Source organism: Nocardia sp. NPDC088792 (assembly GCF_044750615.1).
In the GTDB taxonomy this organism is placed as follows: domain Bacteria; phylum Actinomycetota; class Actinomycetes; order Mycobacteriales; family Mycobacteriaceae; genus Nocardia.
Genome location: NZ_JBIVKC010000006.1, coordinates 510,798 through 533,766, shown reverse-complemented (window position 1 = coordinate 533,766; position 22,969 = coordinate 510,798). Strand labels below are relative to the sequence as shown.

Genomic DNA, 22,969 nt, shown 5'->3' with positions numbered 1-22,969 from the left:
GAACAGCTTTCGATAGAAGGATCTGCTCGGCGGTTATGAGCCGACGGCCTCCACGACGAAGCTCGCGACGGTCGTCGTGCTGCCGCCGATATTGACCGTGGCGAAACGGTTCGCGCCGCCGACTTGGTAGTCGCCCGCCTGGTCGGTGACCTGTTTGTAGGCGTCGAGCAGCATGCGGACACCGGTGGCGCCGACGGGATGGCCGATGCCGATCAGGCCGCCGCCGGGGTTCACCGGGAGGGATCCGTCGCGGCCGATGTCGCCGGATTCCACGGCCTTCCAGCTTTCGCCGGGTGCGGTGAGACCGAGGTGATCTATGGCCATGTACTCGGACATGGAGAAGCAGTCGTGGACCTCGACGCCGTCGACCTCGTGAATGTCGGCCAGGCCCGCGCGGGAGAGCGCATCGAGGACCGCCTGCCTGACGTGCGGGAAGACGTAGGGCTCACCAACCGAGGCACGGAACTTCTGTTCCAGAGGAAGTCCGACGGTGCGGTGACCCCATCCGGTGATCACCGCGCGCCGCGACGAGGGAATATCGCTGCGCTGCGCCAGGAATCGATCCGACACCAGCACCACCGCCGCCGCCCCGTCCGTCATCTGACTGCAGTCCTGACGCCGCAGCACCCCCGCGACGGGTGGGTTGGCCGTGTCATCGGCGGTGAAACTCTCCGGGGTGAAAGCCCAATCCCTGGTCTGAGCAGCAGGATTCGAGCGCGCATTAGTGATGTTCAGTTCGCTGATCGCCCGTAGATGCGCGGGATTCAGTCCGTAGCGGCGGTCGTATTCCTCGGCGATCGCGGCGAACATGGTCGGCCACACGAAATCGGTGTCCTGCGCCTCGTGCCCCGCCCAGGCGGCCGCACCCATGTATCGGGCCGCTTCGCCGCCGGGGACCGTCTTCTCCAACTCGGCGCCCAGCACCAGAGCGCAGTCGTAACGCCCGGATTCGAGGTCCGCCATCGCAGCCAGCGCGGCCATACTGCCCGAAGCGCACGCGGCCTCGTGCCGGCTTGCCGGGACGCCCCAGAACTCGGGCAGCACGGTCGCGGGCATACCGCCGAGGTGCCCCTGCCCGGTGAACAACTGCCCGAAGGCATTGCCCACATGAATGACCTCGATATCGGCCCCGCCGATTCGTGCGGCAAGCAGCGCCTCCTCGACCACGCTCCGCACGAGCGCGTCGAAGCCGAGACCGGCGCGATGCCAGTTGACGGCGAAATCGGTTTGGCTGCCGCCGAGAATGTGCACGGACACGAGAACTCCCTGAGAATTGTCGAATGGTTCAGAGCCGGTCGCGCAGCTCGCGGCGCAGCAGTTTGCCGACCGGATTGCGCGGGAGGATGTCGATGACTTCCAGCCGTTCCGGGAGTTTGAACGAGGCGACCTCCCGCCCGCGCAGATGCGCGGTGAGATCGTCGAGCGTGATGGTCACATCGGGTGCGGGAACCACAAACGCGCAACACTTTTCACCGAGCATGGCATCGGGATAGCCGACAATCGCGACGTCCGCGATCGCCGGATGATCGGCCAGCAGTCCTTCGATCTCCGCCGGGGCGATATTCATGCCGCCGCGAATGATGATCTCCTTCACCCGGTCCACGAAACGCAGGTAACGACCACCATCGCCGCACAGCTCGAAAACATCGCCGCTGCACAAGTATCCGTCGTCATCGAAGGGCTCGGTAGTGGCAGTGCCCGGCAGATACCCGCCGAATACGGCCGGGCCGCGCAGTCGCAGTTCCCCGCGTCCGCCGAGCTCGGTGACCGTCTCCCCGGTGACGAGGTCCACCAGCTTCACGGAAGTCCGCGCCGCCAGCCGCGTCGACCAATGCACGCCCACCGCAGCGTAATTCGGCAGATGCTGGGCACGCAGGTCGGGATCCGGGATATCCGCGGGCGCGCCGAGCAGGCTCACACCCTCGTTGGACCCGAAGAAGTTGACCACCGCGATGCCGAGATCTTCTTGCCAGCGCCGCACCACCGGAGGCGGCAGCGGCGCACCACCCGAGCCGACGGTCCGCAATGAGGACAGATCCGCCCGCGAACGCAGTTCCTCGTTGTGCAGCAACATGGTCAGCAGTGCCGGCGGCATGGCGGTATGCGTCACCCGATGTTTCGCGATCTGCCCGAAGAACACCGGTAGATCCAGCGGTTGATGCTGGACCAGATGCCCGCCCTCCAGCAACCACGGCAGGAACGACCCCGCGAACCCCGCCATGTTCACCATGGGAAAGGGATTGAGTATCACCGAATCCGGCGTCACACCCAGCCCGTCCTGCACACCGCCCGCCACCGCGAGCCAGTCGCCATGACAGCGCGGGACACCCTTCGGCGCGGCCTCGGTGCCACTGGTCCAGCAGATGGTGACACGGTCGTTGACAGTTACAGCGAGGCCGGACTCGTAATCGCGCACCCGATTTCGCGCCGCCTCGTCGACGGTCTCGCCCAAGCCGATTGCCGCATCCGGGATTTCCGGCCCGAAAGCGAATACTCGGCACTCCCCCGCCGCCACCGACAATGCTTCCGCGGCGAGTTCCCGATCGCCGAACCGGCCCGCGGTAATGATGGCCGCGGCCGCGGTGGCCGCCACGATTCCGGACAGTTCGTACCGCCGGAAGGACACCGGCATCGGTGTCGCCACCGCGCCCAGCCGCCACAAGGCCAGATAGGTCGCAGTCAGCGCGATCGAATTCGGCAGCTGCACGGCCACCGTCGCGCCCTGCCGAATACCGTTGTCCAGCAGCACCGCCGCGAGATCCAGGACATGCTCGTCGAGCTCATGCCAGGTCAGCGTGCGGGGCAGGGCCCCGGTGAGATCGGTCAGATTGTCCGGATCCGTGAGTGCGAGCGCATCCGGAGCCGCGTCGACCCGGCGTCGGAACACGGCGGGAATCGTCTCGGACTCCCACCAGCCACGTTCCAGGTAGGTGCGTACCGTGTCGTCGGGGTGGCAAGTGCGCACCAGCGCCCGGGCGGCGGAAAGGCTTGCAGAGGCGGATGATTCGGCCATGTGGCCCCCTGGCGATGCGATGGTTCGGGATTCAGGACAGTGGGCTGTGACCGGCGAACCCGTTCGGCCGGGCACCGCGGACCGCGGCGATGTCGGCCAGAGTCTCGAGCGTACGGCGACCGGCCGGGTCTTCGATCGAGGTGACGGGGACGACGACGATCTCGTCCGCGCCCGCCGCGTAATAGGCGCCCAGGCGGGCGGCGAGGGCTTCGCTGGTGCCGAACATGCCCACTGCGGCAGGCAATTCGTCCGGTAGCGCGGCCAGTACTTCGCGCGGGTGCGCGCCGCCCCGGGCCAGGGCGACGGTCTCGCCGAAGCCGGCCTCGGTGAACATGGCGTCGTAACCCGGCGCTCGCAGGTAGCCGACCACACCTTGCCGCAGCGTGGCGAACATGTCGGCATCGGGCGATACGGCCGCGGTCACCCAGACCGAGGTCGGCGGGGCGGGGCGGTCGGCGGCCTTCGCGAATTCGGCTACGACTGCGACGCATCGGGCGACCTGGGCCGGTGTCACCAGATTCAGCACCACCCGATCCCCGGTCCGAGCCGCTACTTCGAGAGCCCGGTCGCCGAAAGCGGCGAGAGCCAGTTCAGGTGCGGGCGCGGGTAGCCGGAGCCGGAAGCCGTGGATGTGCTCGGCCGCGCCGTCGTACTCGGCTTTCTCACCGTTCAGCAGGGCCCGCACGATGCGGGCCGATTCTTCCAGATGCCTTGCCGTACGCTGCCTTTCGCGTCCGTGCCAGTTGCGTACCACCACCGTGCTCGAGGTGCCCAGCGCGATATCGACGGAGCGACCGGTGAGAGCCGCGACGCTGGCCACGCCCATGGCGATGGTCGCCGGGCTGCGTACCGGGACAGCTAGGGGTCCGAGGCACAGTGGGATGCCGGGAGTCCGGCCGATGGCGGTGGCCAGGGCGAAGGCATCGAAGGTGGCCATCTCGCCGATCCAGAGCCGGTCGTAGCCGAGTTCATCGGCGGCTTCGGCGACCCGGAGGGCGTCGAGCGGATCCCGGTTCTGCCAGTAGGGCAGGCTCACGCTCAATCGCGGAACGAGCACGGAGACAACCCTTCAGAACGCCGGCCGCGCGGCCGCGCGCATGCGGTCGCCGCTCACCCAGGTCGCATGGAAGCCGAGCGGCACGCGGGTGGGCAGGCCGAGCCGGCAGACCGGGCCGTCGGTGAGGTTGGCGGCATCGAAGATCCACACCTCGGACAGGCCGGTGTGGTTGTTGTGGGCGAACATGGTGAGCCAGGCCTCGTCCTCGGCTGTGCCGCCGGGGCGGGGCACCACGGTCAGCTCGCTGCCGTAGATGCCGTCCCCGAAGGGTGCGGTTTCCTTTGTGCCCGTGCGGATGTCGTATTTGATCACCGCGTCGAAGATCATGGTCCGGTCCACCGACAGCCGCATCTGATACGAGTAGCGGCCGCCGTGCCCGGTGAGTCCCTGGTCCACGGCCGGGAATTCGGTGTTCACGTCGTCCATGGGCTCTTCGGTGGTGACGCCGGTGCGCAGGTTGAAGCGATACCGATGCAGCTTGGCCTCCGGCCGCAGGTAGGCGAGCAGCTGTGCCAGCGGGTGCGCGCGATCGGAGACGGGGCTGGGTTCGGAGACCCGGCACACCACCATGACGATCTCCTCGCCCTCCTCCCACGAGTTGACGGTGTGGTAGATGTAGCCGGATTCGGCCTCGAACCACTTCGCTTGCGTCCCCTCGCCATAACGGGGCAGCACCGCGAACCGGCTGGGCAGCGTCCGGTCGAAGAAGATCTTGAACCGTCCGGCCGCCGCCGCACGCGGATCGTTGTAGAGCGGCAGATCCATGAGCACGGAGTAGTTCTCGGTGATCGCCATATCGTGCGGGAGTCGCGGACCGGGGAGTTCCAGGCCGGTGAAGTGGGTGACGGCGCCGCTCGGGTCGGCGACCCCGTACCGCAGATACGGCGCATTGATGCCGTAGTCGAAGAAGATCAGTTCCTCGGTGCGTTCGTCCACCTTGGCGTGCGCCGAAACCTCGCCGCGCAGTGTGCCTTTGAAGTTGTCGACGCCGCGGGTCTCGAGCGTGACGGGGTCGAGCGCATAAGGTTTTCCCGCCCGGTACCACAGGGCCAGCAGGTTCCCGTGGTGGTAGAGCACATCGGTATTGGCGGAGTTGCGCTCGCGGCGGTCGCCGGCCGGGTTCGCGTCCCAGGGCTCGATCACGCCGCGCCACAATGCGGTTCCGGCTGCCTGCTCGGCGTCGAACTCGGCGGTGCGGATGAAGCGATTGCGGTAGGTGGCCCGGCCGTCCTCGAAGTGCACCGCGTGCAGCATGCCGTCGCCGTCGAACCAGTGATAGCGGCCCAGCGGAGCGAACTGCGGGTTCGGGCCGTTGCGTACGTACACGCCGTCGAGGTCGACCGGCAGTTCTCCGTGCAGCACGGTCAGATCCGTGGCTGTCACCTCGTGCGCGGTGGGCGCGTAGGGACCTTCCAGATACGGATTGGTCAGCGCGGCCGCGGCCGGTGCGATGAGTTCTTCGTTGAGCGGCATGCGAAGCCTCCAGCGGGCGGATACCACCCGGCTCGTTCACTACAGTTAATGAAGTGATACGCGTCTCACGCCGACCTTGTCAAGGCTGTTCGAAGCGCACATCCCGCCGGCCCAGCACCGCTTCACAACCCCGGCATCGCAATCCCGGCAGCAACACCGCGCCACATTCCTTGTGCCGGATACGCAATCCGGGCGCGGGCGCCTCCGGATGCGCGTGCTCCGACCACGCGAGCAGAAAGGCGAAGACGCCGAACAGCGCCCGGCCGCGATGCGTCAATCGGTATTCCCGCCCACCCGATTCGGCCCGTTGCAGTATCCCGGCCTCGACCAGCCGCGTGAGCCGCTCGGTGAGCGTCGTGGGCGAGAGGTTCAGTGCCGCACGGAAATCCGAGAACCGCCGCACCCCGGCCAGTGCCAAACCGGTCACCACCGCACTCCAGCGATCCCCGATGGCCTCCATGATCTCGTCGAAGCGAGCATCTCCGCGCGCCGGATCCGCCGCCCGCACCGATCGCCGGCGTCCGGAGGTCAGGTGCCACAACGCATCCGGATCCAGTTCCACATCGGTGTCGTGGGTGGTGACCGTCCGCCCGCAACTCCGGCACAGCAGCACCGGCGGCCCACGATGCCCGCATCCGGTGTGCACGAGCTCCGGCAGCAATGTCCACTCCGGCGTCCATTCCCGCTGCCACGCCCACACGCAGACGAGGATCTCCCAGGTGCCCAGCCCCAGTTCGGTGAGCCGATACTCGTACCGATCGGCGCTGCCCGCCCGCGGCGTGCGCGCCAGCACCCCGGCATCGACGAGCGCCGCCAGCCGTGCGGTGAGCACGGCGGGCGGCGCTGCGGTGCGGTCGCTCCACTGACTGAAGCGGCGGGCCCGGTCGACGAACGCCTGCCGCAGGATGGTGAGCGTCAATCGATCGCCCAGCAGATCGAAGGTCGCGGCCACGGAGTTCGCCTGGGTCACTTCAGTAACTGTACTTCAATAGCGGTACTTCCACCGCTACCGCGACAGGGCTTCCAGCTCGCGCTGTACGGCGTCGTCGTGCTCGGCCGCTTCCTCGGCCGCCTTCTTCGGACTCCAATGCCCGGCCATGCCGAATACGAACGGAATGAAGCAGACCTGCGCGATCAAGCAGATCCACCACCAGCGCTTCCACTGCTTGGCCGAATCGGCCTGCGCCTGCTGCACCGCCGCGCCGTGCGCCGACAGATACGCCAGATCCGAAGGGGGCATGGCACTCACGGCCTTGAGCTGAGCACTCGCGGTGGTCAGCGCCGGACCCACCTGTGAGGCCACGGCCAGCTGATCGACCGGAACCTTCGACGCTGCCTGGATCCGGGCTGCGGCCTGGTCCGGTGGAATACCGAACTTCTGCGCGACCTGCCCGACCGCCGTGGCCGCCGACGCCTGATCATTCGGATTCGTCAGCAGCTTCACCAGCACCTGCGGGTCGATGGCCTGCAGGGTCGCCAGCTCGGTCGGGTACTTGGCGTTCAGCTCGACGGTGGTCTTCACATTGGCCGCCGAATCTCCGGTCAGCTTCACCAGCGCCGCGACCTGCGCGGCTTCATCATTCGGGTTCTTACCGAGCGCGGCCATGGTATCCGCGCCGACGGTCTGGATCGTGGTGATCTGATCGTGGTACTTGGTCTGGATGGTCTGCAGCCTGGGCCCGTAGTTGACCAGCGTGCCGGCCGCGGTGACCACGAACAGCAAACCCAGCAGCACGAAGGTCACGACGGTCCGCAGCACCCCACCCCAGACCGCGAGTCCGACCGCCGTGGCCGCCGGATTCCGCTTTTCGACTGTCTCGGTGAAACTGGCCATCCAGGTCGAGTAGGCAATGCCGCTGCCGACCGCGGTGAAGCTCATGACCACCGCGAAGGTGTAGTAATCGGTGCCGGGTTTATCGGTATAGCTGAGGAATACGTACCCGCCGATAATGCTGATGAGGGCGCCGAACACCATGAACGGCTTCCGCACCTTCAACGCATCGGACACGATGCCGGTCAGCACCAGCGATATCGCGCTCGCGATCCAATACCAGTTCCCCAGCGAATTGGCCTGTGCCGCAGTGAATCCGAAGTTCGTCGCCATATAGACCGGCAGGAACGACACGATGGTGTAGAAGAACGCCAGGAAGATCGAGATGGCCAGTGCCGACCCGACGATGTCCAGGTGCATCATCTGTTTCCACTGATTGCGTTCCAGCGCATCGACATCCAGCCCCCGCGCCCGCGCCTCGATGAGCGCCCGGTCCCGCAGCGACACCATGATCTGGTCACGCAATCGGGGACTCAGTTCCCGCAGCCCGATGAGTCCGATCAGCGAGATCACCGTGCAGATGATGCCGGCCAGCCGATAGTGGAACTGCCAGTCCGGATGCGCGTCCAGGGTGTGGGTGGAGATCTCGGTGGTCACCAGCGCGCCGAGTACCGGCCCGAGCGTCCAGAACCCCATGGCCGAGGCCCGGTCCAGCTGCGGCGAGAAGTCACGCACCAGCGCGGGCGTGGCCACCAGCACGGCGCCCTCGACGATGCTGATCGCGCAGTAGACGACCAGGAAGGCTTCCTTGCTGGTGCACTGCGGCTGCGCGAGCCAGGTCAGCAGCGAGGTGACCACCGTGCCGTAGGCGACGATATTGGCGCGCCCCCAGCGGTCCAGCAGTCCGGTGATCACCGAGGCCACGGCGCCGAACGCCGCGCCGATGATGAAGATGCCGACGAAGTATCGGAAGGACAGCTGGAAGTAGGCGATGATCTGGTTGCCCACCGCGCCCGAGACGAACAGCTGGTAGTACAGGCCCACCGAAACGGTCACGACCAGGAACAGGTACCAGGAGCGTGCCGGGGTCTCCGGATAGTGTGGGAGTTTCCGCTGCCATAACCCGGTGAGCAGGGTGGGTGGTGGAAAGTCCGGCGTGGCGGGCGGGATGGCGGTCGGGGTGGTACTCATGAGCGAGATGCCTTTCTGACACGGCATTTCGTGCGCCCGGATAACCCTTTGTGATGCGGCACGAGCAGCCGGGTGAGATCAGAGTAGCGGTCATGAGTGATACGGATCACTGTTACCGGCAATAGTGAAAACTATTTGCTTCCGTCCCGGAAGTACAGGATGTTCGAGCCGTGCTGGGTGAGCGGTCCCGCCTCGGCCGACTGACGGATGCCACTGCCGGGTAGCTCGGTGAGTTTGGTGAACATGGTGGTGTTGCCGAACGCGGACCGCACCTGCGTCTCGGAGGCGTAGTCGGCGCCGTAATCGGCGAGCGCCTTGAAGTCCAGGGGAGCCAGCGGCTTCTCCAGCGGAATCTGCCCCGCGGGTAGCCCGAGCGCCGCGTACTGGGTCGCGGATCCGCCCTCGTACCAACAGAGTTCGTAGGAGATCTGCTCGGTGGTGGTGACGCTCACCACCGGCCACTCCTGCGACAGTTTCAGCGCCAGCGGATGCTGCCCGACCGGCGCGACCTCCCAGTTCAGGCTCTTGACCGAGACCCAGTGCTCGGAGATCTTCTCGATCAGCACCACATCCTCACCCAGTCGCTCGGCCAGGTTCGCCTCGGGTTCGGGTGTGCTCCAATGCTTTTCATCCACCCCGAGGTAGGCGGTGGCGGGCACCGGCTGCGCATCGTCGGCGCCGTAGGCCGCGAGCACCGCGGCCCGCACCAGCGTGACGCCGTTGCGCGACGAGCAGCGCACGGCGAGCGCACCGAAGGACGTGCTGATCTCCATCGGCTTGGACGGCGGATCCGCCAGCGCCCCGGCCGCGAGGGGCTTCAGCCCGACCAGCGCCAGCTGCCAGTTGATCTCCTCGATGGTCGCCAGATCACCGCCCGACTGATAGAGGATCTGCTGCTGGGTCAGATATCCGGCGCGCTCCAGCGTGTGGCATTCCAGTTTGACCAGGGCCGCGACGGTCTTGCCGGTGAATCCGATCTCGTCGACCCGGAGCGCACGCAGTTGCTGCGTCATGGCCGGGGAAGTGACGGAAGCATACCGCTCCCGATACACCGACAACGCCTGTTTCCGCTGCTGGCCCACCATGAGGGTGCGCAGCAGCGTATTCAGGCTGGAGAGATACCGATTGGCCTGTTCCCGGTCGGCCGCAAACAGCGCGGCCCGGATGCGCACGGCATCCTCGCCCGCCGCCTGCGCGGCCTTCGGATCGAGCCGGCACAGCCACACCCCGCACTTGGACAGCGCATCCGCGCAGACGCCCGCCGCCTGCGGATATGCGCTCGCCACATGGCGATACGCATCGCAGGCATTGCGAATGGTGGCGGTCGCCAGCTCCCGATGTCCGATGGTGCGGGCGGCCTGCTCGAACAGCCGCAGCGCCTCCTGCACCTCCGCGGAGAACGCGGAGTTCACATGCCCGGCGGTGAGCCAGCGCAACCGGATGAGTACGGCCTCCTGCGCGGGCTCCAGCGCGGAAGCGGACAAGTCACGCTGCCCGCCATCGTTTTTGGTGGCGATGAGGCCACGGGCCAGTTCACACAGGGAGCTCGCCAGTCGCAGCTCGGCGCCGACCGAACGGTCTCGCGCGGCTCCGCGATCCGCAGCCACCTGGCGCTCGATGGCGCTGAGATCCATTGCGACCTTCAAACTCCCGCATCCCGGCGCGCGTTACCGATCACATCCATCAAAACCCAGATCCGATCAGAGCAGCCGACCGCCCATCGGACGGCTCGCGCGTTTGCGCCGAGTCTGCCACAAATTCGGCGTCCAGGTTACCCATCCGGCGCTATGCCCGGTTCGCCCACCAGCACACGAACAGCGATCGCGCCGGAGTACCGATCACGAGATCAACAGCCCGCCGATGATTTTCGATGCGGTACGCCGCCAGTCGGGGCGCAGGCGGTGACGCCGGCGCGTTTACCGCCAGAGTCAGGGCGCGGGCGGTGGCGTTAGAGCGTCTACCACCAGATCCGCGGCCCGGCGGTAACCCTCGATATCGAGATCGGGCTCCCAGGCCTGCTGCAGGATGAAGCCTTGCAGCACCGCGAGCACCAGGCGCGCGATGCCGTCGGCGTCGGCGGCGGTGGTGACCGCGCCGGCGGCCTGGCCCGCGCGGATCGCATCCCAGGCGAGGGCCCGCTGGCCGATGCCTTCCCGCACGCTGGGTTGCAGGCGCTCGTTCACCAGTGACTCGGCCCAGACCTGCACGCTCACTCGGCGTCTGAGTCGTTCGGCGGGATCGCTCAACCACTCGAAGTAGGCGTCCAGGAACGAGCACAGCGCGGTACGCGGGTCGGTGCCCGCCAATGCCGTTGCCAGCAGCTGTCTTTCATGCTCGTGACGTTCCGCGGCCACGGCGTCGACGATCGCTTCCTTGCTCGGGTACCAGGAGTAGACCGCTCCCGGGCTGGTCCCGGCCCGGCGGCAGATGTCCTGCATGGTGGTGGCGTGCAGCCCGCGTTCGGCGAAACAGTCCACCGCCGCATCGAGAATCCGGCGCCGTCGCTGTTCTGCCGTGGCCTCGGTCATGCGGGGCACGAGACCTCCGCCAGCGCGACCCGGTAGAGCTCCGAGGCGCGGTCGTTGCGTCCCATTGCTCCGAAATAGCGGCGACCGGCCGCAGCCGTCGACTCCTCCCACGCGAGTACATATCCACGCTCCACGAGATACCGGGGCAGCTGCGCGGGCACGAGCCCGAACGTCCACGGCTCCCCCACCCGCCGCACGCTACGCACCCAGCGCCGCGCCTCCGGAAAGTCGACCGAACCGTCCAGCGCGCCCGCGTGCACGTAGGTGAACAGCAACTGCCCGCCGGCACCCGCGAGCGTGCGAATCGCGGCCAGTGTCCGGTCCACCGCCTCCGCCGACAGGTAGTTGGTCACGCCCTCCCAGATGAACAGGGTCGGTTCGTTCGATTCGAAACCTGTTGCCCGCACGGCCTGTTCCAGATCGGCGGTTTCCAGATCGACGGGCAGGAAGCGCACGCGATCCGGATCGGCGCCGATCCGCGCGACCGCCGCACGCTTGGCCGCCTGCGTGCCCGGCAGGTCGATCTCGATGACCTCCGCGGCACGCAGTTCGTCCAATCGCCAGGCCCGGCTGTCGAATCCGGCGCCCAGCAGTACGACACGGGTCACGCCCGCGGCGACCAGGTCGGCCACGGTGTCGTCGATCAGGCGGGTGCGCGCGACCGCCGACGGCCGGGGCCCCGGCCACACGGAGTCGTAGGCGCGGGCGATCAGGCTGCCCGCCACCGGAATCCGTGCGGCGGCGGCCACCGCACGCAGTGGCCGGTCCAGCAGACCGACCGCGAGTGGGTCGGTGAACAGTCGCGATGCGGAGGGTCGCGCGGTCTCCAGCGCACGCTGGAGAGCCATCGTTTGCGCGGTGAAGCTGACACCCATAAACAGAATCTAGATTCTGTTTATAGATCTGTCCAGGGCTGCTCAGCCGCCACTGGTGTAGCGGAGCTGTTGCGGCTTCAGTCGGTCGTACTCCTCGCGGCCCGAAAGGTGTTCCGGTACAGCGACTTCCCACCAGGCTCCGGACTCGGTCCAGGACGACGGCTGGGTGCGGATCACGACCACGGCGGGACGCTGCTCGACCGTCGCGGCTGTGCGGGCCCGGGCGTAGGCGTCACGGAAGTCCGGGAGTTCGTTGGCGGTGAACACCAGGCAGCCGAGGGAGCGCGCGTGTGCGGCGAAGTCGACTCGCGGCGGTTTGGCGTGGTTGGTGCGGGAGCTGGAGTAGAAGTTGTTGAAGGGGGCGGCGCCCTGGCCTTCCTGCAGCCGGGCGATGACGGCGTAGCCGTCGTTGTCGCAGACGACGGCGACCAGTGGGTGGCCTGCGAAGGCGGCCGAGAACAGCTCGGAGTTGAGCATCAGGTAGGAACCGTCACCGAGCAGGGTGGTGACCAGGCCGCCACGATGCGCCATGGCCGCGCCCCACGCGCCCGCGAGTTCGTATCCCATGCAGGAGAAGCCGTATTCGACATCCATGGTCGGAGCGCCGCCCGCCGCGCGCCAGCCGCCGACGAGTTCGCCGGGCATTCCGCCCGAGGCGGTCATGACGTAGTCGGTCGGGCCGCTGAGATCATTGACGGCGCCCACGATCTGGGCGTAGGTCGGGATGCCCTCCCCGGGAGCGCGCAGTTTGTCGATGTGCGCGTCCCATTCGCCCCGGACCGCGGCGGCGCGTGCCGTCCAGTCCGGATCCACACGCCAGCCGTCCAATTCGGGCGCCAGGTCGTGCAGCGTCACGTCGGCATCCCCGGTCAGCGCCAGCGCGCCGTGCTTGACCGCGTCGAAGCGCGCGGCATTGATGTGCACCAGCCGCACGTCCGGGGCGAACACGGTCCACGAGGCGGTGGTGAAGTCCTGCAGCCGGGTACCGATCGCCAGGACCACATCCGCCTCCGCGGCAAGGGAATTGGCCGAGGCCGCGCCGGTAACGCCGAGCGGGCCCGCGTACAGGTCGTGATCGTGTGGGACCAGGGTGCGTCCGGCCGTCGTCTCGGTGACGGGAATGCCGTAGCGCTGCGCGAACTCCAGGGCGCGCGGACCGGCGCCCGAATACCGCACTCCCCCACCGAGGATCAGCAGCGGCCGCTGCGCGCGGCGCAATTCCTGGGCGGCCTCGACCAGACTGCGGTGATCGGGACGCGGGCGCGGAATGCGGTGCACGACGGGCGCGAACAGAGCGTCCGGGAAGTCATAGATCTCGGCCTGCACATCCTGCGGCAGGGCGAGGGTCACCGGTCCGGCGTCGGCGGCGTCGGTCAGCACGCGCGCGACCTGCGGCAGCGTGGCGATCAGCTGCTCGGGCCGGGTGATGCGGTCGAAATACCGGCTCACCGGCCGGAAGGCGTCGTTCACGGTGATGGTCGGATCACCGAAGTGCTCGACCTGTTGCAGCACCGGATCCGGCGCGCGGCTCACGAAGGTGTCGCCCGGGAGCAGCAGCAGCGGCAGCCGATTGGCATGTGCCACACCGGCGGCCGTCACCATATTGAGCGCGCCCGGCCCGATCGAGGAGGTCGCCACCCCGACCTGCCGGCGGTTGGCCGCCTTGGCCAGACCGACCGCCGCCAGCGCCATGCCCTCCTCGGTGTGTCCGCGCCACACTGGCAGCACATCCCGCCGCTCCTCCAGCGCCGTGCCCAGCCCCAGCACGTTCCCGTGTCCGAAGATGGCGAAAACCGCTGGGAACAAGGGCAGTTCGAGGCCGCCCGGGGCCTCGGAACGCTGGGCCACCAGCCAGGCCACCAGAGCTTGCGCGGTCGTGAGCTTCATAGCACTCGTCCTTCGTGAGAAGTGACCGGGCAGCGCGGATCCAGCGGTTGATCGGCCCAGCTGCCCCGCACCCACGCGTGGGCGGGATCGTCGCAGAAGGCCATCGAGCGCTCGGGCGCGGGCCCGGCCAGCACGTTCAGGTAGTACATGGGATAGCCGGGAGCCGCGATGCACGGCCCGTGATACCCGTGCGGAACGAGGAAGACATCGCCATCGCGCACAGCAACATTCTCGTCGAGCGCGCCGTCCGCGGTGTAGGTTCGGTGCATACCGAATCCTGTACGCCCGGGCGTGATTCCGTCCTGCTCCGCGATGCGGAAGTAGTAGATCTCCTCATTGACCACCTCGCACGCGCTCGCCTGATCATGCTTGTGCGGCGGATACGAGGACCAATTGCCGTCCGGTGTGATGAGCTCGCAGGCATTGAGTTTGTCCGCGTGATCCCACACTCCGGGCGCCCCGAAATTGGTCACCTGCCGCGTCGCATGCCCGCCGCCGCGCACTTCGACCGGAACCTCCTCGGCCGGGCCGTATTTCGGGTCCAGCCGCCGCCCGCACCGCGCCATGGGCAGCGCGACCTCCAGGCCGCCCACCGTGGACAGCTCCACCTCCGCATCCCGCGGCACGTAGGCGAAGTCGGTGACCCGGGTGAACACCGAGTCCCGACCGGTCAATTCGAATACGAGGCCGTCGACCCGAACCGTGCACGCACCGGCCAGCGGCAGCACGAACGCCTCGAAGTCACCCGTCCGCAGTATCCGCGACTCCCCCTCACGAAGCCTCAGCACCCGCAGCCCGGTATAGGTCCAGCCCGCATCCGCGGGCGCGAGCAGGATGGGATCGGCACCGCTGCACAGCGTCCCGTCCGGATAATGCAGCTTGCTCATGCCGCCGCCTCGCCGCCCGAAGTTGGATCGGCTGCCGCTGGAGCCGCAGTGCCGGTAGCGGGATCGACCACTGCCAGGACCGTACCGCCGATATTCGGTGTCGGCGGGTTCATTTCGCCGCCCCCAGCACCTTGGCGGCGGCGTCGACCGCGCCGGCGACATCGCCATCGGGCGGATAGAGCAGGCTGCGGCCGACCACGAGGCCGCGGGCAGCGTCATGACGCAGGGCCGCACCCCAGGACGCGAGATCGGCTTCGGGGTCGCCGGAGGGTGCGCCGCCGAGCACCACCACCGGCAACGTGGTCGCGTCGAGCACCGAGATATCGTCCGGCGCCGGGATTTTCAGCCAGGTGTAGGCCGAGGTCACGCCCAGACCGGAGGCCACCGTGACCGCGCGCTGCAGCGAGGCGGCGTCCTTGTGCATGACCAGGTCGCCCGAGGGCTCCCGGCCGTAGGGCAGCGGTTCGACCATCGCCATGAGGCCGTGCTCGGCCAGTTCGGAGACCGCGCGGGCGCAGGCTTCCAAGGTGGGGATCGTGCCGGGATCCGAATCCACCAGGCGCAGCAGCATTTTGCCGCCGTCGAGGCGGAACTTCACCAGGGCTTCGGCATCGTAGCCGGTGAACCGGTCGTCGATCTCCCAGTCGGCTCCGGCCAGACCGCCACGGTTCATGGAACCGATCACGATCTTCTCGTGCACGGCATCCAGCAGCAGCAGTTCCTCGACAATGTCCGGTGACCCGAGCACACCGTCCACGGCCGGATCGGCCAGCGCGATGAGCAGCCGTTCCAGCAGGGTGCGCCGGTCGGCCATGGCCGTGCGGTCCGCGCCCACGCCCAGCGCCCCGCGCGCCGGATGGTCGGCGGCGACCAGGAACAGGGTTCCCCGCTCCGACAGCAGGTTCGGGCGCCGGCGGCGGTCGGCGTAGGCGCGCCGGACGGCCTCCGGGTCCGTGGCGCGGGTACGCAGTAGGTCGTACCAGCGCTCGTCGGTCAGGTGCACAGCATCTCCTCGATCTCGGCATGAGTGGGCATGGCGTCGGCGCAGGCCAGGCGCGCGGCCACCAGCGCGCCGGCCGCATTGGCGTAACTGGCGATGCGGTGCGGGTCCCAGCCGGACAGCAGTCCGTGCGCGAGCGCGCCGCCGAAGCCGTCACCCGCGCCCAGGCCGCACACCACGTCGATCCGGCAGGGCGGCACGGTCCAGCGTTCGGATTCGGTGGCGATCAGCACGCCCTCGGCGCCACGTTTGATGACCGCCAGCCGCACGCCGCGCGCCAGCAGCCGGTCGGCGGCCGCGTCCGGGTCGGCGGTGCCGACCGCGACCTGCACCTCGGTGCGATTGCCCACCACCACATTCACGTGATCGACCATCCAGCCGATCTCGGTGCGGGCGGTCTCGATATCCGGCCAGAACATGGGCCGGTAGTCCAGGTCCAGCACGGTGTGGCCGTGTCGGGCGCGGCGCTCGAGGATCGCGCGCTGGGTGCTGCGGCCGGGTTCGGCGCTGACGCCGGTTCCGGTCACCCACAGCAGGGGCACGGAATCGATGACATCCCAGGGGATCTCGTCCTCGGTCAGGGTGAGATCCGGGGCGATCGGCGAGCGATAGAACAGCAGCGGCGGGTCGGCGGGCGGCCTCAGTTCGCAGAACACCACGGGCGTCTGCAGATCCGCGGAGGTCCCGACATAGCGGGACGCGACCCCGAAGTCCTCCAGGGCGTTTCGCACGTACTCCCCGAAGCCGTCCGCGCCGACCTTGGTGAGCACGGCGGTGCGCCTGTCCAGCCGGGCCGCCGCCACCGCCACATTGGTGGCCGTGCCGCCGAGGAATTTGGCGAAGGTCCGTACTTCGGCGAGGGATACTCCGGTCTGCTCCGGATACAGGTCGACGCCGACCCGTCCGATGGTGAGCACCTCGAGCTCGGTCACGACACCACCCGCTCCAATTCGTGTTGCAGCGCTTCGAGTTCCGCGCCGCCGGCCATCTGCCGGGTCAGCTCCGACAGGTCGATATCGGACTTCTCGTAGTTGCCGAGCATGGCGCCGCGCTTGAGCAGCAGAAACCGATCGCCGACCGGGTAGGCGTGATGCGGGTTGTGGGTGATGAGCACGACGCCCAGCCCGCGATCCCGCGCCTGCACCACATAGCGCAGCACCACACCGGCCTGCTTCACGCCCAGCGCGGCGGTCGGTTCGTCGAGAATCAGCACCTTGGCGCCGTAGTGCACGGCACGGGCGATGGCGACGCATTGGCGCTGCCCACCGGAGAGGGTGCCGACCGGCTGTTCCAGGTCGCGAATATCGATTCCCATGTCCACCAGGGCTTTCCTGGTGATCTTCTTGCTCTCGCCGCGGTCCAGGAATTCGAGTGGGCCGAACTTCTTGACCGGTTCGGAGCCGAGCACGAAGTTGCGCCACACGCTCATCAGCGGCACCACCGCGAGATCCTGGTACACGGTCGCGATGCCGCGGTCCAGAGCCTCACGGGGCGAGGACAATTTGATCGCCTCGCCTTCGATCTTCAGCTCGCCGGTGTCGTGCTGATGGACTCCGGCGAGAATCTTGATGAGCGTCGATTTGCCGGCGCCGTTGTCGCCCAGCACGCAGGTGACCTCACCGGCATTGACTACGGTCGAAACATCCTGCAGGGCAACGACTCCGCCGTACTTCTTGCCGATGCCGATCGTCTCGATCAATGGCACGGCCGTCTTCTCGGATGACTCGGTCTCGGATGGCTCGGTCATCGGCGTACCCTTTCCGCCCGCTTCTTGAATGCATTGTTGACCAGCACGGCCGCCAGCAGCAGCACGCCCAGGAACAACATGAACCAGTCACTGTCCCAGCGCGCGAACACGATGCCCTGCCGCGCCATACCGAAGATGAGCGCACCGATCGCCGCACCCACCACCGAGCCGAAACCGCCCGTGAGCAGGCAGCCGCCGACCACCGCCGCGATGATGTACTGGAATTCCAGCCCCACGCCCTGATTGGCCTGCACGCTGGCGAACCGCATGAGATTGCAGGCGCCGACGATCCAGGCCGCGAAGGCCGTGGTCATGAACAGCACGATCTTGGTGCGCACCGCCGGCACACCGACCGCGCGGGCGCTGGGCAGCGAGCCGCCGACGGCGAAGACCCAGTTGCCGAACCTGGTGCGTACCAGCACGAGTGCGGCAATCGCGGTCACCACGATGAACCACACCACCGAGGCCTGCAGCCGGGCGCCACCGATATTGGTGGTGGAGGCGAAAACCCAGCCGGCCGACTGATAGCCGCCCGCGCCCCGGATGCCCGAGACCTGCACGGTGCCGGTAACCCAGCGCGTCACACCGAGATTCACACCCTGCAGGGCGAGGAAGGTGCCCAGCGTGACAATGAAGCTCGGCAGCCCGGTGCGCATCACCAGCCAGCCGTTCAATGCGCCGACGGCCAGCGCGAAGGCCAGCGAAACCACCAGTGCCAGCCAGATGTTCCAGCCCGCGTGCACCGCCAGCAGCCCGGTGAGGAGCGCCGTGGAGGCCGTCATGACACCGGCGGACAGATCGAACTCTCCGCCGATCATGAGCATGGCCACGGCCACCGCGGTGATGCCGAGGGTGGAGGCATCGTCGAGCCAGGTCGAAACACCCAGTGGGCTCAGGAACTTGTCGGTGATGATCGAGAAGAACAGGAACACCACCAACGCACCGAGTAGGGCGCCGATCTCCGGCCGGACGATCATGCGATTGAGCAGGCCGGCCCGCTCCTCCGGCGCGATAGTGGTCGCCTCCGTAGAGTTACCGCCCGACCCGCCCGACGACTTTGTCGTAGTAGTCATGTCATTCACTCCCGACCCGCGCTCACCGTGTGCCCTGGCCGACGAGCGCGGCGATGGCATCGACGTTCTTCTTGTCCACGAAGGCCGGACCCGTCTGCACCGGCAGTCCACCGCCGACGGTGTTGAGGTTCGACTTGTACATCTTCAGCATGACTACCGGCAGGTAGCCTTGCTCGTATTGCTGCTGGTCCACGGCAAACAGCAGGGTGCCCGCGCGGATCGCGTTCACCACATCGCTGTTCAGATCGAAGGTGGCCACCACCGCCTTCGAGTGCGATTCCTTGACCGAACTCACCGCGAGCGCCGCGACCTGCGAATTCAGTGTCAGCACCGCATCGAGGGAGGGATCCGATTCCAGCGCGCCCTTGATGCGGGACTGCGCGTCGGTCGGATTGTTGATGTCGACCTGCAGGTTGACGGTGGCGCCGAAGCCCTGGGTGGCGCCGGCGCAGCGTTCGTTGGCGCCCACATTGCCGGCCTCGTGAATCACGCACAGCATCTTGTGTTTCCCGGCGTCCGCCAGGCGCTTACCGGCGGACGCGCCGGCCTGCCGCTCGCTCTGGCCGACGTGGCCGATGGCGCCGAAGGCGGCGCTCTGTTCCTCGCCGGAGTTGATGGTCACCACGGGAATGCCCGCGGCGACGGCCTTTTCGATGGAAGGCTTCAGGGCGTCGGGATTGGCCATGGAGACCACCAGTCCGTCCACGCCCTGCGCCACCGCATTGTCGATGAGGGTGGCCTGCTGGCCGGGATCGCCCGAGGAGTTGTACTCGACCCGGACCCCGAGATCCTTGCCCGCCGCCTCGGCGCCGTTCTTGACCACATTCCAGAAGGCATCGCCCGCGCTGCCGTGGGTGACCACGGCGACGGAACGGAGTTGCCCGACGCTGGCGGGCGCTTGCGGCGCGCTGGTGACGTCCGCGCCGGGGCCGCTGCACGCCGCGAGTACTGCCGCGGCGGCCAGCCAGGGCGATAGTCGGCGTACGCCGCGCCAGAAGGTTCTGGACGGCCGCATTGTTCGAGAGGGTTGGGACATCGTCGTCTGCACCCCTCTACTAAATCCGCGCCGAGGCGGCGGACGAGGCGATTTCGGCCAGGTGTCGCAGACTTTGTTCCGCATCCCGGCTCGGGCCCTCGGCTGTATCGCCGGGACGTAAGGCGGTGTCCTGTTCCATGACGTACCAGCCGCGGTATCCGGCGTCCCGCACGCTGCGCACCAGCGCCGCGATATCGACATCGCCCGCGCCCAGCGGCGCATAGAGGCCCTGCCGCACGGCCTCGCTGTATTCCATTCGGCCGCTGCGGACTTCGTCGGCGACCGCGAGGCGCACATCCTTGAGGTGGATGTGCCCGATGCGATGCGCGTACCGGCGGGCGAGCGCGACCGGATCGGTGCCGCCGATCAGCAGATGGCCGGTGTCGATACAGATATCGAGATCGGAGCCGGCGAGGAAGCGTTCCACCTCGGCCTCGGTCTCGACGTGCGTGCCGACATGCGGGTGCAGGGCCACGCGCAAGCCATGTTCGACGGCGATATCCGCAATGGTGGCGGCGGTGTCGAGCAGCGTCTGCCACTCGTAGTCGGTGAGTGGTTCGCGAGTGTCGTAGCCGTCGGATCCGGTGGCGGCGGCGAGCACCAGCACCTCGGCACCGGCGGCGGCGAACAACGCGGCCGTTGTCCGGGCCTCGGCCAGCGCCTTCCCCGGCTCGTGATGCAGTGCGAGAGCGAGGAATCCGCCGACCGGCACCATGCCGTGGCCCGCGAGCACGCGGCGTAGTTCGTGTGGATCCGAGGGTAGATAGCCGGGCGGACCGAATTCTGTTGCGGTGATGCCCAGGGTCGCCATTTCGGCCAGGACGATCCCCGGTTCGAGGACATGCCCCCAGCCGGGCACTTCGCAGACTCCCCAGGAGATCGGCGCGGCGGCTATGCGCAGTGGATGGAGCGTTTCGGTCATCGGCACTTCCCAGACCTGTCGGTTGCCATCGAATGAGGCGCTCACTATTGGAGCGCTCCAACAATGTAACGTGGCTCACTCCAGTGTCAAGACCTCGTCGTGAACCGAAAAGTGGTCAATATCCTTGGAAAACACCGCCTTACAGGGCAAACGAGCATCCGAATCGGTGTCTCGAAAATCCGATTAGAGCGCTCTATTGCCCGACCGCACCCGACGCTGTAGCTTCGGACACACCAACCCGGAACCGACGCGGAGGCACCATGACCCGACCGACCATGGAAGACGTCGCCGCCCGCGCCGGCGTCTCCCGGGCCCTGGTCTCGCTGGTGATGCGCAACTCCCCCAAGGTCAGTGAGCACCGCCGCCGCGCGGTGCTCGAGGCCGCCGCGGACCTCGGCTACCAGCCGCACGCCCTGGCGCGCTCGCTGGCCAGCCGGACCTCCAATCTCGTCGGCGTCATGGTTTCCGATCTCCGCAATGCCTTCTTCGCGGATGTGGTGGAAGGCATGGACGAGGCGGCACAGGCGGCCGGGCTGGAGCTCATCCTCAATACCGGGCGGCGCAGTGCGGCCCGGGAACGCACGGCCCTGGAGAGCCTGCTGTCCTTCCGTCCGGGCGGCATCATCCTGCTCTCCCCGGTGCTGCCCGCGGCGGCCATCCGGGAAGCCGCACAGCGGTGCCCGATCGTGCTGGTCTCCCGCAGTTCCAGCATCGCGGGCGTGGACACCGTCAATGACGATGGCGAATCGGGTGCCGCACTGGCCGTGGATCACCTGGTGGCCCTGGGTCATCGGCGCATCGTGCACCTCGACGGCGGGGCCGCCTTCGCCGCCGGGCCACGGCGGCGGGGCTACACCGCCGCCATGGAACGGCACGGGCTCGAGCCCATGGCGATCGCCAGCGAGCACACCGACGAGGCGGGCGCGGCGGCCGTGCGCAAACTGCTGAACATCTTCTCCCCCAACAACTTTCCCACCGCTCTGGTCTGCGGCAACGACTTCAATGCCGTGGGCGCCATGGCCGCGCTGGAGGAGGCCGGACTGCGCGTCCCCGAGGACGTGTCGGTCGTCGGCTACGACAACTCCTCCCTCGCGGCCCTGCGCCACGTGTCGCTGACCACCATCGACCAGCCCCGCACCCGTATCGGGGAGCTGGCGGTGACGGCGCTCGAACAGCGTCTGCGCGAGGGCCGCACCGAGCCGCTGCGCCAGCGGCTGGAACCCTCGCTGGTCGTCCGCTCGACGACGGCCACACCCCGCGATTGACCAGAGCCACAAGCGACTTCAGAAAGGCAGGGCAACCATGTCCACGATTCGAATCGGCCTGGCCGGAACCGGCCGCATCGGCGTCTCGCACGCCGAAACCCTCGCCGGCCTGCCCGGCGTGGAGGCGGTCGTGGTGGCCGACGCCGACGCCGACCGCGCCCGCACCACCGCCGACAAACTCGACCTGGAATTCGCGCCCGATATCGATACGCTGCTGGCGGCCGATCTCGGCGGCCTGGTGATCACCACCGCCACCGACTCCCATCCGGAACTCATTCTGGCAGCGGTGGAACGCGGCATCCCGGTGTTCTGCGAGAAGCCGGTCGCGGCCGATATCGCCGGGACCCTCGCCGTGGTCGAACGCGTCGCCACCACACCGGTGCCGGTGCAGATCGGCTTCCAGCGCCGCTTCGACGCAGGCTATCGCGCCGCCCGCGCGGCGGTCGCCTCCGGCGATCTCGGCTGGGTGCACACGCTGCGCGCCACCACCCTCGACCCGGCCCCGCCGCCCGCCGAATACATTCCCCGCTCCGGCGGCATCTTCCGCGACTGCGGCGTCCACGATTTCGACATCATCCGCTGGGTCACCGGCCGCGAGATCACCGAGGTCTACGCCACCGGAGCCAACCGCGGCGAGCAATTCTTCGCCGCCGCAAACGATGTCGACACCGCCGCGGTCATCCTCCGCCTCGACGACGGCGCGCTCGCGACGGTATCCCTCGGCCGCTACAACGGCGCCGGCTACGACGTCCGCCTCGAGGTCCTCGGCGCCCAGGGCAATGCCGTTGTGGGCCTGGACGATCGAGCCCCCCTGCATTCCGTCGAGCCCGGCTACCCGCAGTCGGCACTGTCCGCCTGGCCCGGCTTCATGGACCGCTTCCGCGCCGCCTACACCGAGGAACTGACCACCTTCGTCGCCGTCGCCGCCACCGGCGCCCCCAACCCCTGCCCGCCCGGCGAGGCCCTCGAAGCCTTCTACGTCGCGGAAGCCTGCGAACTCTCCCGCCGCGAGGGCCGCCCGGTCCCCCTGACCGAGGTCCGCCACTGACGGCGGCCAGCCCCGCCTAAGCCGAAATCGACTCCACAGCAACAGATTCGGCGCAACAACTACAACCTCCCCCGTCGTGAACAGTACGGCCGCGATCGGGTCCAGGATACAGCCGCGAAGGGTCCGGGCTGTGACCGCGACCCGCTCCGGGCTGTGACCGCAACCGGATCGGCCTATGACCGCAACCCGATCCGGA

General features: G+C 68.0%; 19 protein-coding genes. 2 read left to right on the top strand and 17 right to left on the bottom strand.

The features are described 5' to 3' along the window. Positions 1-33 precede the first annotated feature (33 nt). From ACIP5Y_RS38705 to ACIP5Y_RS38625, 17 genes are all read right to left on the bottom strand, one after another. Positions 34-1,257, bottom strand: coding sequence for an acetyl-CoA acetyltransferase (locus ACIP5Y_RS38705; RefSeq protein WP_400357654.1), 1,224 nt, complete (start codon positions 1,255-1,257; stop codon positions 34-36). Between the two features lie 28 nt (positions 1,258-1,285). After that, positions 1,286-3,013 carry a class I adenylate-forming enzyme family protein gene (locus ACIP5Y_RS38700; RefSeq protein WP_400357652.1) on the bottom strand — a complete coding sequence of 576 codons (1,728 nt, stop codon included), beginning with the start codon at positions 3,011-3,013 and terminating at the stop codon, positions 1,286-1,288. A gap of 31 nt (positions 3,014-3,044) precedes the next feature. Continuing rightward, positions 3,045-4,070 carry an LLM class F420-dependent oxidoreductase gene (locus ACIP5Y_RS38695; RefSeq protein ID WP_400357650.1) on the bottom strand — a complete coding sequence of 342 codons (1,026 nt, stop codon included), beginning with the start codon at positions 4,068-4,070 and terminating at the stop codon, positions 3,045-3,047. 12 nt (positions 4,071-4,082) lie between these two features. Further along, positions 4,083-5,543 (bottom strand): carotenoid oxygenase family protein, encoded by a 1,461-nt coding sequence (locus ACIP5Y_RS38690; RefSeq protein ID WP_400357648.1) that lies wholly within the window; start codon positions 5,541-5,543, stop codon positions 4,083-4,085. 79 nt (positions 5,544-5,622) lie between these two features. Next, on the bottom strand, positions 5,623-6,513 hold the full coding sequence (locus ACIP5Y_RS38685; RefSeq protein WP_400357646.1) for a winged helix-turn-helix transcriptional regulator: 891 nt from the start codon (positions 6,511-6,513) through the stop codon (positions 5,623-5,625). Between the two features lie 36 nt (positions 6,514-6,549). Continuing rightward, a complete protein-coding gene (locus ACIP5Y_RS38680; RefSeq protein WP_400357644.1) occupies positions 6,550-8,505 on the bottom strand; it encodes an MFS transporter in 1,956 nt (651 codons plus the stop codon). Between the two features lie 131 nt (positions 8,506-8,636). Further along, the gene (locus ACIP5Y_RS38675; RefSeq protein WP_400357642.1) at positions 8,637-10,139 is read right to left on the bottom strand and encodes a hypothetical protein; all 1,503 of its coding nucleotides are present in this window, start codon (positions 10,137-10,139) and stop codon (positions 8,637-8,639) included. Positions 10,140-10,433: 294 nt separating this feature from the next. Continuing rightward, entirely contained in the window at positions 10,434-11,033 is a 600-nt protein-coding gene (locus tag ACIP5Y_RS38670; RefSeq protein WP_400357640.1) for a TetR/AcrR family transcriptional regulator, read from the bottom strand. Next, complete coding sequence (locus tag ACIP5Y_RS38665; RefSeq protein WP_400357638.1) at positions 11,030-11,908, bottom strand: class I SAM-dependent methyltransferase; 879 nt, start codon at positions 11,906-11,908, stop codon at positions 11,030-11,032. The genes ACIP5Y_RS38670 and ACIP5Y_RS38665 overlap by 4 nt, the downstream gene beginning before the upstream one ends. A gap of 42 nt (positions 11,909-11,950) precedes the next feature. Then, a complete protein-coding gene (gene iolD / locus ACIP5Y_RS38660) occupies positions 11,951-13,795 on the bottom strand; it encodes a 3D-(3,5/4)-trihydroxycyclohexane-1,2-dione acylhydrolase (decyclizing) (RefSeq protein WP_400357636.1) in 1,845 nt (614 codons plus the stop codon). Beyond that, complete coding sequence (iolB, locus tag ACIP5Y_RS38655) at positions 13,792-14,682, bottom strand: 5-deoxy-glucuronate isomerase (protein ID WP_400357634.1); 891 nt, start codon at positions 14,680-14,682, stop codon at positions 13,792-13,794. The genes iolD and iolB overlap by 4 nt, the downstream gene beginning before the upstream one ends. Positions 14,683-14,791: 109 nt before the next feature. Beyond that, positions 14,792-15,685 carry an aldolase gene (locus ACIP5Y_RS38650; protein ID WP_400357632.1) on the bottom strand — a complete coding sequence of 298 codons (894 nt, stop codon included), beginning with the start codon at positions 15,683-15,685 and terminating at the stop codon, positions 14,792-14,794. After that, positions 15,676-16,614 carry a 5-dehydro-2-deoxygluconokinase gene (gene iolC / locus ACIP5Y_RS38645; RefSeq protein ID WP_400357630.1) on the bottom strand — a complete coding sequence of 313 codons (939 nt, stop codon included), beginning with the start codon at positions 16,612-16,614 and terminating at the stop codon, positions 15,676-15,678. The genes ACIP5Y_RS38650 and iolC overlap by 10 nt, the downstream gene beginning before the upstream one ends. Continuing rightward, on the bottom strand, positions 16,611-17,429 hold the full coding sequence (locus ACIP5Y_RS38640; protein ID WP_400357628.1) for an ATP-binding cassette domain-containing protein: 819 nt from the start codon (positions 17,427-17,429) through the stop codon (positions 16,611-16,613). Before ACIP5Y_RS38640 ends, iolC begins: the two co-directional genes overlap by 4 nt. Next, positions 17,426-18,502: an ABC transporter permease gene (locus tag ACIP5Y_RS38635; protein ID WP_400357626.1), complete on the bottom strand. Its 1,077-nt coding sequence runs from the start codon at positions 18,500-18,502 to the stop codon at positions 17,426-17,428. Before ACIP5Y_RS38635 ends, ACIP5Y_RS38640 begins: the two co-directional genes overlap by 4 nt. A gap of 22 nt (positions 18,503-18,524) precedes the next feature. Further along, positions 18,525-19,517, bottom strand: coding sequence for a sugar ABC transporter substrate-binding protein (locus ACIP5Y_RS38630; RefSeq protein ID WP_400357624.1), 993 nt, complete (start codon positions 19,515-19,517; stop codon positions 18,525-18,527). A 40-nt stretch (positions 19,518-19,557) separates the two neighbouring features. Further along, the gene (locus tag ACIP5Y_RS38625) at positions 19,558-20,460 is read right to left on the bottom strand and encodes a TIM barrel protein (RefSeq protein ID WP_400357622.1); all 903 of its coding nucleotides are present in this window, start codon (positions 20,458-20,460) and stop codon (positions 19,558-19,560) included. Between the two features lie 260 nt (positions 20,461-20,720). Here ACIP5Y_RS38625 and ACIP5Y_RS38620 point away from each other — a divergent pair, with 260 nt between their 5' ends. Further along, positions 20,721-21,725 carry a LacI family DNA-binding transcriptional regulator gene (locus tag ACIP5Y_RS38620; protein WP_400357620.1) on the top strand — a complete coding sequence of 335 codons (1,005 nt, stop codon included), beginning with the start codon at positions 20,721-20,723 and terminating at the stop codon, positions 21,723-21,725. A gap of 37 nt (positions 21,726-21,762) precedes the next feature. Continuing rightward, a complete protein-coding gene (locus tag ACIP5Y_RS38615; RefSeq protein ID WP_400357619.1) occupies positions 21,763-22,773 on the top strand; it encodes a Gfo/Idh/MocA family oxidoreductase in 1,011 nt (336 codons plus the stop codon). The last annotated feature ends 196 nt before the right edge of the window (positions 22,774-22,969 follow it).